This is a genomic window from Pantoea sp. JV6, assembly GCF_025910055.1.
Lineage (GTDB): Bacteria > Pseudomonadota > Gammaproteobacteria > Enterobacterales > Enterobacteriaceae > Pantoea > Pantoea agglomerans.
Map to the genome: position 1 here is coordinate 80,256 of NZ_JAPCIM010000014.1, position 14,771 is coordinate 95,026.

The 14,771-nt window shown below is 54.8% G+C and carries 14 protein-coding genes; 4 read left to right on the forward strand and 10 right to left on the reverse strand.

The features are described 5' to 3' along the window. Window positions 1-162: 162 nt before the first annotated feature. Window positions 163-2,991: an excinuclease ABC subunit UvrA gene (gene uvrA, locus OK412_RS16520; RefSeq protein WP_010252182.1), complete on the forward strand. Its 2,829-nt coding sequence runs from the start codon at window positions 163-165 to the stop codon at window positions 2,989-2,991. A 233-nt stretch (window positions 2,992-3,224) separates the two neighbouring features. After that, window positions 3,225-4,289 carry an NAD(P)-dependent alcohol dehydrogenase gene (locus OK412_RS16525; RefSeq protein ID WP_010252184.1) on the forward strand — a complete coding sequence of 355 codons (1,065 nt, stop codon included), beginning with the start codon at window positions 3,225-3,227 and terminating at the stop codon, window positions 4,287-4,289. A 52-nt stretch (window positions 4,290-4,341) separates the two neighbouring features. Here the strand turns inward: OK412_RS16525 and OK412_RS16530 are convergent, their stop codons facing one another. The 6 genes from OK412_RS16530 to dnaB form a co-directional block, all read right to left on the reverse strand. Continuing rightward, window positions 4,342-4,665, reverse strand: a complete 324-nt coding sequence (locus OK412_RS16530; protein WP_010252186.1) for an MmcQ/YjbR family DNA-binding protein — start codon at window positions 4,663-4,665, stop codon at window positions 4,342-4,344. Further along, entirely contained in the window at window positions 4,665-5,084 is a 420-nt protein-coding gene (locus OK412_RS16535; protein WP_010252188.1) for a secondary thiamine-phosphate synthase enzyme YjbQ, read from the reverse strand. Before OK412_RS16535 ends, OK412_RS16530 begins: the two co-directional genes overlap by 1 nt. A 121-nt stretch (window positions 5,085-5,205) precedes the next feature. Beyond that, a complete protein-coding gene (locus OK412_RS16540) occupies window positions 5,206-6,399 on the reverse strand; it encodes an aromatic amino acid transaminase (RefSeq protein ID WP_264353374.1) in 1,194 nt (397 codons plus the stop codon). Window positions 6,400-6,439: 40 nt separating this feature from the next. Beyond that, window positions 6,440-7,054, reverse strand: coding sequence for a YitT family protein (locus OK412_RS16545; protein WP_003855751.1), 615 nt, complete (start codon window positions 7,052-7,054; stop codon window positions 6,440-6,442). 240 nt (window positions 7,055-7,294) lie between these two features. After that, the gene (locus OK412_RS16550; protein WP_010252196.1) at window positions 7,295-7,774 is read right to left on the reverse strand and encodes an Lrp/AsnC family transcriptional regulator; all 480 of its coding nucleotides are present in this window, start codon (window positions 7,772-7,774) and stop codon (window positions 7,295-7,297) included. A 129-nt stretch (window positions 7,775-7,903) separates the two neighbouring features. After that, the gene (dnaB, locus tag OK412_RS16555) at window positions 7,904-9,310 is read right to left on the reverse strand and encodes a replicative DNA helicase (RefSeq protein ID WP_010252197.1); all 1,407 of its coding nucleotides are present in this window, start codon (window positions 9,308-9,310) and stop codon (window positions 7,904-7,906) included. Between the two features lie 96 nt (window positions 9,311-9,406). Between dnaB and OK412_RS16560 the strand changes: the two genes are divergently transcribed. After that, a complete protein-coding gene (locus OK412_RS16560; protein ID WP_033770836.1) occupies window positions 9,407-10,390 on the forward strand; it encodes a quinone oxidoreductase in 984 nt (327 codons plus the stop codon). A 210-nt stretch (window positions 10,391-10,600) separates the two neighbouring features. Here OK412_RS16560 and pspG read toward each other — a convergent pair whose 3' ends face one another. The 3 genes from pspG to OK412_RS16575 all read right to left on the reverse strand — a co-directional run bounded on the left by pspG (window position 10,601) and on the right by OK412_RS16575 (window position 13,397). After that, window positions 10,601-10,867 (reverse strand): envelope stress response protein PspG, encoded by a 267-nt coding sequence (gene pspG, locus OK412_RS16565; protein ID WP_010252199.1) that lies wholly within the window; start codon window positions 10,865-10,867, stop codon window positions 10,601-10,603. 179 nt (window positions 10,868-11,046) lie between these two features. Beyond that, window positions 11,047-12,039, reverse strand: a complete 993-nt coding sequence (dusA, locus tag OK412_RS16570; RefSeq protein WP_264353369.1) for a tRNA dihydrouridine(20/20a) synthase DusA — start codon at window positions 12,037-12,039, stop codon at window positions 11,047-11,049. Between the two features lie 107 nt (window positions 12,040-12,146). Beyond that, window positions 12,147-13,397: a conjugal transfer protein TraF gene (locus tag OK412_RS16575; protein WP_187505741.1), complete on the reverse strand. Its 1,251-nt coding sequence runs from the start codon at window positions 13,395-13,397 to the stop codon at window positions 12,147-12,149. Window positions 13,398-13,847: 450 nt separating this feature from the next. Here OK412_RS16575 and zur point away from each other — a divergent pair, with 450 nt between their 5' ends. Further along, window positions 13,848-14,369, forward strand: a complete 522-nt coding sequence (gene zur, locus OK412_RS16580) for a zinc uptake transcriptional repressor Zur (RefSeq protein ID WP_010252202.1) — start codon at window positions 13,848-13,850, stop codon at window positions 14,367-14,369. 73 nt (window positions 14,370-14,442) lie between these two features. On the opposite strand, the gene OK412_RS16585 is transcribed toward zur, so the two are convergent. Then, window positions 14,443-14,655, reverse strand: coding sequence for a CsbD family protein (locus tag OK412_RS16585; protein WP_010672212.1), 213 nt, complete (start codon window positions 14,653-14,655; stop codon window positions 14,443-14,445). Between the last annotated feature and the right edge of the window lie 116 nt (window positions 14,656-14,771).

A 14,771-nucleotide genomic window follows, 5' to 3' on the forward strand; every position in this document is an offset into this window, starting at 1 on the left:
GTCTGTTTCCCACTTTCGAGCGGGGTTCCAGTTTTAATCCGCTGCGCGCCGGAGGCTAAGAGTACTGGATATTTATTCAGTCTATTTTTTGTGCCATAATGACACGTTTATTCTGGCCGTGTCGGCAAGGCGCGGTGAGTGCTGCTAATCCGGGAAAGGTGAATGGATAAGATCGAAGTTCGTGGTGCCCGCACCCATAATTTGAAAAACATCAACCTGACCATCCCACGCGACAAACTCATTGTGGTAACCGGCCTGTCAGGTTCCGGTAAATCCTCACTGGCGTTTGATACGCTGTATGCGGAAGGTCAGCGCCGCTATGTGGAGTCGCTCTCTGCGTATGCGCGCCAGTTTCTTTCGTTAATGGAGAAGCCGGACGTCGATCATATCGAAGGTTTGTCGCCCGCCATTTCCATTGAACAGAAATCCACCTCGCACAACCCACGCTCGACCGTGGGAACCATCACCGAGATCCATGATTACCTGCGTCTGCTGTTTGCCCGCGTTGGCGAACCGCGCTGCCCGGATCATGATGTGCCGCTGGCGGCGCAGACCGTCAGCCAGATGGTCGATCAGGTGCTCTCCCAGCCGGAAGGCCGTCGCCTGATGCTGCTGGCGCCGGTGGTGAAAGATCGTAAGGGTGAGCATACCAAAACGCTGGAGAATCTGGCGACCCAGGGCTATATCCGTGCGCGTATTGATGGCGAAGTGTGTGACCTCTCCGACCCGCCAAAACTCGAGCTGCAGAAGAAGCACACCATTGAAGTGGTGATTGACCGCTTTAAAGTGCGTGAAGATCTCGCGACCCGCCTGGCGGAATCGTTTGAGACCACGCTGGAGCTCTCCGGCGGGACGGCCATCGTGGCGGACATGGATGACAGCGCCGCAGAAGAGCTGCTCTTCTCGGCTAACTTCGCCTGCCCGATCTGTGGTTACAGCATGAGCGAGCTGGAGCCGCGCCTGTTCTCGTTTAACAACCCGGCGGGCGCCTGTCCGACCTGTGACGGCCTTGGCGTACAGCAATATTTTGACCCTGACCGCGTGGTGCAGAATCCTGAACTCTCGCTGGCGGGCGGTGCAATCCGCGGCTGGGATCGCCGCAATTTCTACTACTTCCAGATGCTGCGTTCGCTGGCGGAACACCTCGATTTTGATATCGAAGCGTCGTTCGGCAGCCTGCCAGAAAACGTACAGAAAGTGATTCTGTACGGATCAGGCAAAGAGAGCATCGAATTTAAGTACATCAACGATCGCGGCGACACCTCGGTGCGCCGTCATCCATTTGAAGGGGTGCTCAATAACATGGAGCGCCGCTACAAAGAGACCGAGTCCTCAGCGGTACGCGAAGAGCTGGCGAAATTTATCAGCAACCGCGCCTGTGCCAGCTGTGAAGGAACCCGTCTGCGTCGTGAAGCGCGTCATGTCTTTGTGGAGAACACCACGCTGCCGACCATCTCTGAGATGAGCATCGGCCATGCGATGTCCTTCTTTGAAAATATGAAACTCAGCGGCCAGCGTGCGCAGATCGCCGAGAAAATTTTGAAAGAGATTGGCGATCGCCTGAGCTTCCTGGTCAACGTCGGCCTGAACTATCTTTCGATGTCGCGTTCCGCCGAGACCCTGTCCGGTGGTGAAGCACAGCGTATCCGTCTGGCCAGCCAGATCGGTGCCGGTCTGGTCGGCGTGATGTATGTGCTGGATGAGCCTTCAATCGGCCTGCACCAGCGCGACAACGAACGTCTGCTTGGCACCCTGATTCATCTGCGCGACCTCGGTAACACGGTGATCGTTGTTGAGCATGATGAAGATGCGATTCGTGCCGCTGACCATGTGATCGATATCGGTCCGGGTGCGGGCGTACATGGCGGCCAGGTGGTGGCTGAAGGCACGGTTGATCAGATCATGGCGCAGGAAGCGTCACTGACCGGCCAGTTCCTGAGCGGCAAGCGTGGCATTGCAGTGCCAGAGGAGCGCGTCAAAGGCGACCCGGCCAAAGTCCTGAAGATTACTGGCGCACGCGGCAACAACCTCAAGGATGTCACGCTGACGCTGCCGGTCGGACTGTTCACCTGTATTACCGGTGTTTCCGGCTCGGGTAAATCGACCCTGATCAACGATACGCTCTTCCCGATTGCCCAGCGGGCGCTGAACGGCGCGACCATCGCCGAACCGGCACCTTACCGTGACGTGGCGGGACTGGAGCACTTCGACAAAGTAATCGACATCGACCAGAGTCCGATTGGTCGTACACCGCGCTCCAACCCGGCCACCTACACCGGCATCTTCACCCCGGTGCGTGAACTGTTTGCGGGCGTGCCGGAAGCACGTTCACGCGGCTACAATCCGGGCCGCTTCAGCTTTAACGTGCGTGGCGGACGCTGTGAAGCCTGTCAGGGCGATGGCGTGCTGAAAGTCGAAATGCACTTCCTGCCGGACATTTATGTGCCGTGCGATCAGTGCAAAGGCAAACGCTATAACCGTGAAACGCTGGAAGTGAAGTACAAAGGCAAGAGCATTCACGAAGTGCTGGAGATGACCATCGAAGAGGCACGTGAGTTCTTCGATGCGGTGCCGGCGCTGGCGCGTAAGTTGCAGACGCTGATCGATGTGGGTCTCACCTACATCCGCCTCGGTCAGTCCGCCACCACCCTTTCCGGCGGTGAAGCCCAGCGCGTGAAGCTGGCGCGTGAGCTGTCGAAGCGTGGCACCGGTCAGACACTCTACATTCTGGATGAGCCGACCACCGGCCTGCACTTTGCCGATATCCAGCAGCTGCTGGAAGTGCTGCATAAGCTGCGCGATCAGGGCAACACCATCGTGGTGATTGAGCACAACCTGGATGTGGTTAAAACTGCAGACTGGATTGTCGACCTGGGTCCGGAAGGCGGCAGCGGCGGCGGTGAAATCCTGGTGGCTGGTACGCCAGAAACCGTGGCGGAGTGTGAGAAATCACATACCGCGCGCTTCCTGAAGCCACTGTTACAGAAGTAATTCTGTCAGGCCCGCCGCGTGCGGGCCTTTTACTCTTCCCTGTCGATTCAGCCAGAAAATTGCAGAATCAGGCAAGATTCAGACATGTATAGGCATATACGCTTTTCCCCACGCTGACTATCCTTAAGCGGTTCCTCTTTGGCACGCCCCTGGCGTCGCCCTGTTTTCGCAGCACATCAACGCTGCTGCACTTCATCGAATAACACTCACGACACATCGAAACTGGAGACACCATGAATATTACGCATGCGTATGCTGCTCAGGATGCAAAATCCAAACTGGCACCGTTCGATTTTAAGCCGCGTGAGCTGCGCGCCCATGACGTTCAGCTTGAGGTGCTGTTCTGTGGCGTTTGCCACTCAGACCTGCATCAGGCCCGTAATGAGTGGAAAAACACCATTTTTCCCGTGGTTCCGGGCCATGAAATTGTCGGTCGCGTCACGGCCGTTGGCCCGCAGACGCAGAAATACAAAGTCGGCGATCTGGTCGGCGTAGGCTGCATGGTCGATTCGTGCCGCAGCTGTCCGAGCTGTCAGCAGGGTCTGGAGCAGTATTGTGAAAACGGCTTTGTTGGCACCTATAACGGTGAAGATCGTGAAACCGGCGCCATTACTTACGGCGGTTACTCAACGTCGATGGTGGTTGATGAGAGCTTTGTGCTGCGCATTCCCGAGAACCTCGAGCTGGCGGGCGTGGCACCGCTGCTGTGTGCCGGTATCACCACTTACTCGCCGCTGCGCCACTGGAATGTCGGCCCGGGCAAGAAAGTGGGTATTGTAGGCTTAGGCGGCCTGGGCCATATGGGCGTGAAAATCGCCCATGCCATGGGCGCACATGTGGTGCTGTTCACCACCTCGCCTTCCAAAATTGAAGATGGCAAACGTCTGGGTGCCGATGAAGTCGTGATCTCCAAAGATGCGGAGCAGATGGCGCAGCACGCCAACAGCTTCGACTTCATTCTGAACACTGTTGCGGCTCAGCACGATCTCAACCCCTTCATCACCCTGCTGAAGCTGGATGGCAACATGACGCTGGTGGGTGCACCGGAGCACGATCACCCGGCACCACAGGTATTTAACCTGATCTTCAAGCGTCGCAGTATCGCCGGTTCACTGATCGGCGGTATCGCAGAGACCCAGGAGATGCTCGATTTCTGTGGTGAGCACGGCATTACGTCAGACATTGAACTGATCGCGATGGACCAGATCAATGAAGCCTATGAGCGCATGCTGAAAAGCGATGTGAAATACCGCTTCGTTATCGACATCAATACCCTGCGCGAACAGCCTGCCGCGTAACACGTTGCCTCTGAAACCCTCTTGCTCAGGTAAGAGGGTTTTTTATTGCCGTTTAGCGGGCCGTTGCAACCTGCTGGAATGAGGCATCGACCAGATAGTAGATCTGCGAATCTTTCAGCGAACCGTCCAGGAATAGCGTGCTCCAGTGTGACTTGTTCAGATGCTCGCTGGGAATAATATCGCTATGCTCTTCGCGCAGTAATTCGGCCAGCGCAGGCGTCGATTTCAGCGAGACCGCTGGCCGCCCTTTCGCCTCATGTACCATCGCAAACAGCACGCCGTTGCTTTTAATCTGCGTGGCTTTCCAGTCACTGTGGACGCTCTGCTCCGCGCCCGGCTTACTCATGCAATAGGTCAGTAAGTCTGAGTTATTCATTACGATTCCCCTTGTAAAGTGGCGACAATCCGCCTGGCACCGCCCTCAATGCGATGCTCGCCCAGCCAGATACCCTGCCAGGTGCCCAGCACCAGACGTCCCCGCTGAACCGGTAATAACAACGAAACCCCTAAGATCGACGATTTGATGTGCGCCGGCATATCATCACGCCCTTCGTAGTCGTGCTGATAAGGCGCATTCTCCGGCACGTGCCGCATGAAATGCTGCTCCATGTCGCTGCGCACCGTCGGGTCGCAATTCTCATTTAAGGTTAACGACGCCGAAGTGTGCTGCAACAGCAGATGCAGCAGACCGGTTTTGATATCACGCAGTCCGGAGAGCGAGTTCACGATCTCATCGGTGACCAGATGAAACCCGCGCGGCTTCGCGCTCAGCGTAATAGTTTGTTGATGCCACATAGCTTATTCCTGAAACGGTTACCCCGTTTAAGTGTGCAGCATGTCGCCGAAAGGTAAACCCTGACCCATAAAAAAACCGCCAGAGAGCACCCTGACGGTTTTTTTTACAGCCTGGCGGCCGTTACATCACGGCGGCAAACGCTTCAGCCACCTGATGCACATTTTTGCTGTTCAGACCGGCCACACACATGCGGCCGCTGCCCACCAGATAGATGCCAAATTCGTTGCGCAGACGATCGACCTGCTGCGCACTCAGGCCGGTGTAGCTGAACATGCCACGCTGCTTCAGCAGGTAGTCGAAGTTTTTACCTGGCAGTGCAGTGCTCAGCACGTCCACCAGCGACTGACGCATGTCCAGAATGCGTAAGCGCATCGCTTCCACTTCAGCCAGCCAGCTGGCTTTCAACTCGTCATCGTTGAGTACGCGCGCGACAACCTGCGCACCGAAATTCGGCGGGCTGGAGTAGTTGCGGCGAACCGTGGCTTTTAACTGGCCCAGCACACGCGCTGACTCTTCGGCGCTGTCACAGACGATAGAGAGACCGCCTACGCGCTCGCCATAGAGCGAGAAAATTTTGGAGAAGGAGTTGCTCACCAGGGCTGGCAGACCCGCCGCCGCGACTGCACGCAGCGCATAGGCATCCTGCTGTATGCCAGCACCAAAGCCCTGATAGGCGATATCCAGGAAAGGAATCAGCTGCTGTGCTTTCAGCACCTCAACGGTCTGATCCCACTGCGCATCGGTCAGGTTAGCACCGGTCGGGTTATGACAGCAGGGATGCAGCAGCACGACGCTTTGCGCTGGCAGGGTCTTCAGGGTGCTGATAAAGGCATCAAACCGCACGCCGTGGGTCTCTGCGTCATACCAGGGATAGGTATTTACCTCAAAACCTGCACCATTAAAAATCGCGACGTGGTTTTCCCAGGTCGGATCGCTGACCCAGACCGCAGACTGCGGGAAGTAGCGCTTAAGGAAATCCGCGCCCACTTTCAGCGCGCCAGAACCGCCCAGCGTCTGAATAGAGGCGATACGGCCCGCGTTTAACACCGGATGATCGGCACCAAACAGCAGCGGTGCAATCGCACTACGGTAGCTGTTAAGTCCTTCCATTGGCAGATAGAGCGATGCCTGATGCGGCTCAGCATAGATCTGCTCTTCGGCAGCGGCTACAGCCTTCAGCTGCGGGATGATGCCCTTTTCGTCGTAATAGAGGCCGATACTCAGGTTAACTTTGTGTTCGCGTGGGTCTTGTTTGAAGGCTTCCATCAACGACAGAATCGGATCGCCAGCATAGGCATCAACGTTTTGAAACACGGTGTAGGTCTCCATGATTGGTCCAGAGGGAAGATGCGGATTAAACCCGATAGCGTCCCGGACGGTGGTTCATTGCAATAATCAGATTCAGGATCACCGCACCCGCAATCGACGCGAGCAGGATGGGGCCACTCACCACAAACAGTGACGCCAGCACGACGCAGGTATCGACGGCCATTTGCAGTTTCCCCGCGCGGATCCCAAAGCGATCCTGTAGCCACAGCGCCAGAATATTGATGCCGCCCAGGCTCGCCTTATGACGAAATAACACTATAAACCCGATTCCCATGATGACGTTACCGAACAGTGTCGCATAGAAGGGGTTAAGGTCAGAAAAGTGGACGAACAGCGGGTGCAGCTGGGTGAACAGCGACACCAGACCGACGGCGCAGAAGGTTTTCAGCGTAAATTCCCAGCCCATGCGTTTTACCGCCAGCCAGTAAAAAGGGATGTTGATCAGGAAAAACGCGCTGCCGAACGAAAGCGGCGACAGGTAGCTGATCAGAAAGGCGATGCCTGCGGTGCTGCCGGTCAGCGCTCCCGCCTGTTTCAGCATAATGACGCCGAACGAGACCATCAGGGTGCCAAGCACCATCGCCAGCGCATCTTCAATGCGCGAATGCGGGACGCGGGAGGGTTCTGCGATGTTATCCATGGGGTTTTCTCAGTGCAAATGATGCGGTTTCGATGCAAAAAACGCACCATCGCCACAGCACTGAACTGCTGTAAACCGGGTGCCAGCGATATCCCATTGATATCTAAGGCGCTTTAAAAAAGAACTTTGTGCATAAATTCCGGCAGATACCGTCAACCTATGCGTTAAAGTCCGACTCTATGCGCGCTCTTCGCATTAATTGCCGCAAGTGTGCACCAAAAGCGCACAGCGCGCACCTTTTTAGCGCGTCTTCTGCTCAGGCAGCATCATCAGCCCGTTCTCTTTCATGCGTCCCAGCACTACCGAGGTTTTCACATGGGAAACGCTCTGGTGGCCCGCGACTAACTGGCTGATTAACGCACTAAGGGAATTGAGATCGGCCACTGCCACTTTAAGCAGATAGTCCGCATCGCCGGTGGTTTTATAGGCATCCACGATCGCCTGTTCCTGCTCCACCATCCGGTGAAAGCTCTCAACATATTCTGCGGTGTGGTTAATTAAACGCACCTCAATCAATCCCACCATGCCAAGCCCGATGGCATCGGGCGACAGCCGGGCATGATAACCCAGGATCAGATTAGCCTGTTCCAGATTGATACGACGGCGGGAACATTGTGAGGCAGAAAGGCCGACCAGATCGCTGAGTTCCTGATTGGTCAGACGGCCGTTGGATTGTAATAAAGTCAGGATTTTAAGGTCGTAATCGTCTACGTGAGTCATTCCGTTTCCACAGCGTGATGGGCGTCGCTTTGTTACAGATAACCCGATAACCCGAGAGGTTGTCCAACACTATTTTGTGATGATGGGGGCTGTCATGCACAGATCGTGCATGACAGCACAAACCGGGGATTATTCGTCGTCGTATTGCGGGCCAGCGTAGTTGTCGAAGCGTGACCACTGACCGTTAAAGGTCAGGCGTACCGTACCGATCGGGCCGTTACGCTGTTTACCCAGAATGATCTCCGCGATCCCTTTAAGATCGCTGTTTTCGTGGTAAACCTCATCGCGATAGATAAACATGATCAAATCCGCATCCTGCTCGATCGAGCCCGATTCACGCAGATCCGAGTTGACCGGACGTTTATCGGCTCGCTGCTCAAGCGAGCGGTTAAGCTGCGACAGCGCCACAACCGGCACGTTCAGCTCTTTGGCCAGTGCTTTCAGCGAGCGGGAGATCTCAGCAATTTCCAGCGTACGGTTGTCCGACAGCGACGGCACGCGCATCAGCTGCAGATAGTCGATCATGATCATGCTTAATCCACCGTTTTCACGGTAGATGCGTCGGGCGCGTGAACGCACTTCGGTGGGCGTCAGGCCGGAAGAGTCATCAATGTACATGTTCTTCTTCTCCAGCAGGATGCCCATGGTGCCGGAAATACGCGCCCAGTCCTCATCATCCAGCTGCCCGGTACGGATGCGGGTCTGATCGACGCGGGAGAGTGACGCCAGCATACGCATCATGATCTGCTCGCTGGGCATCTCCAGACTGAAGATCAGCACCGGTTTTTCCTGCAGCATGGCGGCGTTTTCGCACAGGTTCATCGCAAAGGTGGTTTTACCCATCGAAGGACGTGCTGCGACAATAATCAGATCAGAACCCTGCAGGCCCGCGGTCTTTTTATTCAGATCCTGATAGCCGGTATCGACGCCGGTGACGCCATCGTGCGGTGTCTGATAGAGCGATTCGATACGCGAAACGGTCGATTCCAGAATCTGCTCGATGTTTTTCGGGCCAGCATCCTTATCCGCGCGCGCTTCCGCAATTTTAAAGACGTTCGACTCCGCGAAGTCGAGCAGCTCTTCGCTGTTACGCCCCTGCGGATCATAACCGGCATCGGCAATCTGGTTAGCGACGGCGATCATCTCACGCACCACCGCACGTTCGCGCACGATGTCAGCATAGGCGCCGATGTTCGCCGCGCTCGGGGTGTTTTTCGCCAGTTCCGCCAGATAGGCGAAGCCGCCCGCCATCTCCAGTTCGCCACGGGTTTCCAGCGATTCGGAGAGCGTAATCAGGTCAATAGGTTTGCTGTTTTCCAGCAGCCGCTGCATCTCTGAAAAAATCAGCCGATGCGAGCGGTTGAAAAAATCATTCGCGACGACGCGCTCAGAGACATTGTCCCAGCGCTCGTTATCCAGCATTAACCCACCGAGCACCGACTGCTCCGCTTCCAGCGAATGCGGGGGCATTTTCACGCCTGCGAGCTGGCGATCCTGCGTTTCGTTCGATTTGTTGGTGGGTTTATTTCCTGCCATAGTGAATGCATTACCGATCTTCTGTGGGGACGCGCAAGTATACCTTAGTTGGGGTGCGTGCCTCACCCTCATGATGAAACAATCACAGGAGTCAGAATGGCAAAGCGTATTCAGTTCAGCGCACATGGCGGCCCGGACGTTTTAGAGTGGACAGATTTTGAACCTGCTGACCCGGCCGAACATGAAGTGCAGGTAGAACATCGCGCTATCGGGATTAATTACATCGATACCTATGTTCGCAGCGGGCTTTATCCGGTCGCCGCTTTTCCCTCTGGCCTGGGTACAGAAGCCGCAGGCGTGGTGTCGCGGGTTGGACGTGGCGTGACATTATTTAAGCCCGGCGATCGCGTGGTCTACTGTCTGGCGTCGATGGGGGCCTATAGCGAAGTGCACAACGTGGCGGAAGATCGCCTGATGCATCTCCCGGAGGCGATCAGCTTTGAGCAGGGCGCAGCCAGCTACCTGAAAGGGCTGACCACACAATATCTGCTGCGCCAGACCTATAAAATCAGCGCCGGTGAGACCTTCCTGTTTCATGCCGCAGCGGGCGGCGTCGGGTTAATTGCCTGTCAGTGGGCAAAAGCGCTGGGTGCCCATTTGATTGGCACAGTCGGGTCAGCAGAAAAGGCAGCGATGGCGAAAAAGGCCGGCGCCTGGGCGACGGTTAACTACCGCGAAGAGAATATTGCGCAACGCGTCAGCGAACTGACCGACGGGAAAAAAGTGGGCGTAGTTTATGACTCAGTGGGCAAAGATACCTGGGAAGCATCGCTGGACTCATTGCGCCGTCATGGGCTGATGGTCAGTTTTGGCAATGCTTCGGGTCCGGTGACAGGGATTGATCTCGGCATTCTGAATAAGAAAGGCTCGCTGTTTGTGACCCGCCCTTCACTGTTTGGCTATATCACCAACCGCCAGGAGCTGGAAACCGCCAGTGCCGAGCTTTTCTCGCTGCTGGCGAGTGGCGCAATTAAAGTTGATGTGCCGGAGCAGCAGAAGTTTGCGCTGAAAGAGGCCAGCAAAGCGCACCAGATGCTGGAGAGCCGCGCCACGCAGGGATCCTGTCTCTTAATTCCATAGTAGTGAGCAACAAAAAGGGCCTCCCGCGGGAAGCCCTTCTCTTTTTTTATTTTTTGTTCGCGCTGGTGTAGGGACAGCGGCGATGAATTCGTGTCGAGTCGATGGCACATCGATTTGACGACAGGCATCCTGCCAGAAAACATAAGTAAAAAATATGTTTAATTGCAGATCAGCCCCGACCAATCTCTCACACTGTGATCTTCACCGCATTTAGCGCCAGCCTTTGCGGTCTAACCTGTTGATCTTACGCCGCAGCTTGCGACGTGCTCGCTCATCGCTGTCGCCAAAAAAGGCACGATGCAGCCAGACCGCAATCACCGCCAGCACCAGCCACGGCAACACTTTAATAACAATTGCAAACAGTCCACCGACAAACATCACGATGGTTGCGACCACCAGTGCCGCCAGCACGCCTAACAGCGAAACGCCGGTCAGCAACAGCATCAGGAAAAACCCTAATACGAATAAAATTTCCACGTCAGCGCTCCTTTTTGATTCCGATTGTTATAGTTATTACAAAAAACGTGCCAACAATTAACTCATTGATTTTCTGCTGATAAGAGATAAACAGAAGTGCGCCACCTGGTCAGGAAAACCATATTTTGGCGTAAAAAAAACCAGCCTTGAGGGCTGGTTTTTCAGGGTTGGACTGCGGATCAGGCTTCCTGGGGGATTTTATCCGCTACCAGCGCCAGCGCCGCCTCCAGCACACGGACATCGGCACCGGGTTTGTGGGCATTTTCACTCAGATGGCGTCGCCACTGGCGGGCGCCCGGGATCCCCTGGAACAGACCCAGCATATGGCGCGTGACATGTCCCAGATACGTCCCCTTTGCCAGTTCCGCTTCAATATAGGGATACATGGCGCGCACCACTTCAACCGGGTCCGCCGCCGGATGCTGACGACCAAACAATGTCTGATCGACCTGCGCCAGAATGCCGGGGTTTTGGTAGGCTTCACGTCCCATCATCACGCCGTCAAGGTGTTGCAGATGGGTCAGTGCCTCTTCCAGCGTTTTCACGCCGCCATTGAGGGCAATGGTCAGTTGCGGAAAATCGCGTTTCAGCTGATAGACGCGGGGATAATCCAGCGGTGGAATCTCGCGGTTCTCTTTCGGGCTGAGGCCGGAGAGCCAGGCTTTACGCGCATGAATGATAAATGTCTCACACTCACCGCGTCCCGCCACCGTGCCGATAAAATCGGTCAGGAATTCATAGCTGTCCAGCTCATCGATACCAATGCGGGTTTTCACCGTGACCGGAATTGAAACCACGTCGCGCATCGCTTTAACGGCATCTGCGACCAGATTCGCCTCGGCCATCAGGCAGGCGCCGAAACGGCCATTCTGCACCCGATCAGAGGGACAGCCGACATTAAGATTCACTTCATCGTAACCGCGCTGCTCTGCCAGCTTCGCGCACTGCGCCAGTGCCGCCGGATCGCTACCGCCAAGCTGCAACGCGACCGGATGCTCAGCCTCACTGTAAGCCAGGTAATCCCCTTTGCCATGAATGATTGCGCCCGTAGTCACCATTTCGGTGTAGAGCAGCGTGTCACCGGTCAACTGGCGATGAAAATAGCGACAGTGACGATCGGTCCAGTCGAGCATAGGGGCGATAGAGAAACGTTGCGAAGAGAAATTAGGCATGAAGCGCAGACAATCCGGTAATTAAGGGGTGATGGAATTCTGTGCAAGGATAACACAAGGGCGGGCGATAGTGCATCGCCCGCCCCCGAACAGTCTGATTAACGCGCTTAGAAGTTAAAGCCCAGCTGCATCATCGCGCCCCAGGTGTTGTTAGCACCTACAGAGCCCGCCAGATCCAGATGGACGGCTTTGTTAAACGGTGACAGACCAAAACCGGCCGTAGCGACATTTTCGTCGTTAGAACGCATGTCCGCACGATAACCTGCACGCAGCTGCAGCCAGTCAAGTACGCGGTATTCCGCGCCCACTGCCGCATACTGGCTGTTATCCTGAGTTTTGAAGCGTTTGGTTTCAGTCAGATCCACATCGCCCGTCACGGTAAACGGACCTTTATCCCAGGCCAGACCGGTGGTGACCAGCGGGCGAATCTGGTAGGTGTCGCGGAAACCATTGACCTCTTTGGTCTGCAGATCGCGTGAAACCAGGTTCTGTCCGGTTACACCCAGCGTCCAGTTTTCAGCAAAGGTGGTCGCCAGACCGGCATCAACGTTAAAGCCGGTGTCGGTGCTGCGATACTGGCTGTTATTGATGTCACTTTTGTCGTAGTTGTAAATGCTGGCGGTGTAGTTATAGAGCCAGGTTTTCTGCACTTTCGGTGTGACGCCTACCGATACTGGCTGACCAGCGATGGTGAACTCATGCGCCACCGCAACACCATAATCGGTGACCAGCGCCGCTAAGCCATTCGCGCTGGAGCGCAGGTTATTTTGATCGCCAGGACGAGGAAGCACTGTGCCGTTAGCCACACCGCGCAGATAGTCGATATCGCTCTGGACCACATTGGCACGCACGTGCGCTGAGCCATAGGCTTTGGTGATAAAGGCGAAAGGCAGCGTCTCGTTAGGGATAGTGACGGCAAGGGCAACCCCGGCGTTACCGTCCGCTTTGTTGCCGCGTAAATCATTTAGCTGGTTGGCGACATCGCCTGAGGCGGCGCGCACTTCAGGATAGCCACGCAGATAATCAGCGAAGGTTAAATTACTGAGCACGTCGCGGTAGCGATCAACGGTATCGGTGATGTCATCCACTTTGTCGATCAGATGATCTTTGTCGGTGACCTGAATACCGGCTGAAGGGAAAATAATGCTGACGCTATCGTCGGGTTTGGCACGCGTCATTAATGCCGGGTTCGCCAGCACTGCGGAGCCATAAAGAGAAGATGCTACGCCGGTGCCGCCCATGGCGTCATTACGTGCATCATACCAGGTCCCTGCCGCCATGGCGGAAGAAGAAAGGAAAAGCGCGGTCGTTACAGCTGTGTAGATTAGCGCTGAACGTTGAGCGGATTTTTTCACCATTTGCCTGCCATCACCTGAGAAATTGCCATTGAAACATTCAATGACTGAATAGTTTGTTAGCCCTATTGTGAACCCTGGCTAACGCGTTATTGCTGTGAATTCAAAGGAAACAGTGTCTTAATTCAAAGGATTGGACGTTTTCCAATCAAAAAACCGTTGTAATTGTTCAAACTGCATTGGGATATTTCAAATAATGCCAGACTTTTCTTAAGTCTTTCTGAACATTACTTCTTAACTCAGTGAGATGCAAAGCAAAATGCCAACAAATTCCGCTTCAGGTTGATTCGTAATGGATCTGATTTGTCGTCAGATTTGAGATAGAAGACAGCTTAAATTCTGAATATGCTGCTTTATCAGGCAAATGATGCTGTTTTTTCAGACGAAAACCAACCTCAGCGCCGCGAAACTATGTGTGATAAAATAACATCACTTATCCAGCGGAGAATTTTCATGACAAACATGACGTCGCAGCAAATTTTGATTCAGGCCGAAAAGATGTGCCTGCAGCGCGGTGTGCGTCTGACTTCGCAGCGTGCTGAAGTGTTGCGCCTGATGGCCGAGCAGCCTGGCTCGATCAGCGCCTACGATCTGCTGGATCAACTCCGGGTCAGCGAGCCGCAGGCCAAGCCACCCACGGTTTACCGGGCGCTCGATTTCCTGCTGGAGCAGGGTTTCATTCATCGGGTGGAATCCAACAACAGCTACGTCATGTGTCACCATTTTGAGGCACCAGCACATACATCGGTGATGCTGGTCTGTGACCGCTGTGCCGCCGTTACAGAGAAGCAGGCGCAGGGCGTAGAGAAGATTATTGCTGGTCTGGCAGGTGAAGCGCAGTTTGCATTACGCCACAGCGTGATTGAAGCGCATGGTTTATGTGAAAATTGTGCTGCGGTTGAAGCCTGTACGCACCATGAAAGCTGCGAGCATGACCATCAGGATGAGGGTAAAAAGCGGGGGAAACGCGGGTAATCGGCACATCCTTGTGCGGTTCCGGTGAGGGCCCACCGGAACGCATTCAGCTGATTATCAAGCTACTGTCTGATTACCAGCGGTGATCTTTGTTCTGACCTTCCCAGGCGGTTACTTCGCGCTCGGCTTCATCTTTCGTAGAGCCGTAACGCTCCTGGATTTTGCCGACCAGCTGATCGCGTTTACCTTCGATAACCTGCATATCATCGTCGGTCAGCTTGCCCCATTTCTCTTTCATTTTGCCTTTGAACTGCTTCCAGTTGCCGCTTGCTTCGTCTTTATTCATGGCAGACCTCCAATCCTCGGGTTTTAATGATTATCTTGCTACTTAACAAAATAACGATACAAAGCGCTGGTTAACTGCGCTGCATAGAGTTAATTGTAGTAGCCAATTTATTAACC

Excerpts from the sequence above, each read along its gene's own strand:
- OK412_RS16550 (WP_010252196.1), bottom strand. The coding sequence starts at position 7,774 with ATGACTCACGTAGACGATTACGACCTTAAAATCCTGACTTTATTACAA.
- dnaB (WP_010252197.1), bottom strand. The coding sequence starts at position 9,310 with ATGGCAGGAAATAAACCCACCAACAAATCGAACGAAACGCAGGATCGC.
- OK412_RS16525 (WP_010252184.1), top strand. The coding sequence starts at position 3,225 with ATGAATATTACGCATGCGTATGCTGCTCAGGATGCAAAATCCAAACTG.
- dusA (WP_264353369.1), bottom strand. The coding sequence starts at position 12,039 with ATGCCTAATTTCTCTTCGCAACGTTTCTCTATCGCCCCTATGCTCGAC.
- zur (WP_010252202.1), top strand. The coding sequence starts at position 13,848 with ATGACAAACATGACGTCGCAGCAAATTTTGATTCAGGCCGAAAAGATG.
- OK412_RS16585 (WP_010672212.1), bottom strand. The coding sequence starts at position 14,655 with ATGAATAAAGACGAAGCAAGCGGCAACTGGAAGCAGTTCAAAGGCAAA.
- uvrA (WP_010252182.1), top strand. The coding sequence starts at position 163 with ATGGATAAGATCGAAGTTCGTGGTGCCCGCACCCATAATTTGAAAAAC.
- OK412_RS16560 (WP_033770836.1), top strand. The coding sequence starts at position 9,407 with ATGGCAAAGCGTATTCAGTTCAGCGCACATGGCGGCCCGGACGTTTTA.
- OK412_RS16535 (WP_010252188.1), bottom strand. The coding sequence starts at position 5,084 with ATGTGGCATCAACAAACTATTACGCTGAGCGCGAAGCCGCGCGGGTTT.
- OK412_RS16575 (WP_187505741.1), bottom strand. The coding sequence starts at position 13,397 with ATGGTGAAAAAATCCGCTCAACGTTCAGCGCTAATCTACACAGCTGTA.
- OK412_RS16545 (WP_003855751.1), bottom strand. The coding sequence starts at position 7,054 with ATGGATAACATCGCAGAACCCTCCCGCGTCCCGCATTCGCGCATTGAA.
- OK412_RS16530 (WP_010252186.1), bottom strand. The coding sequence starts at position 4,665 with ATGAATAACTCAGACTTACTGACCTATTGCATGAGTAAGCCGGGCGCG.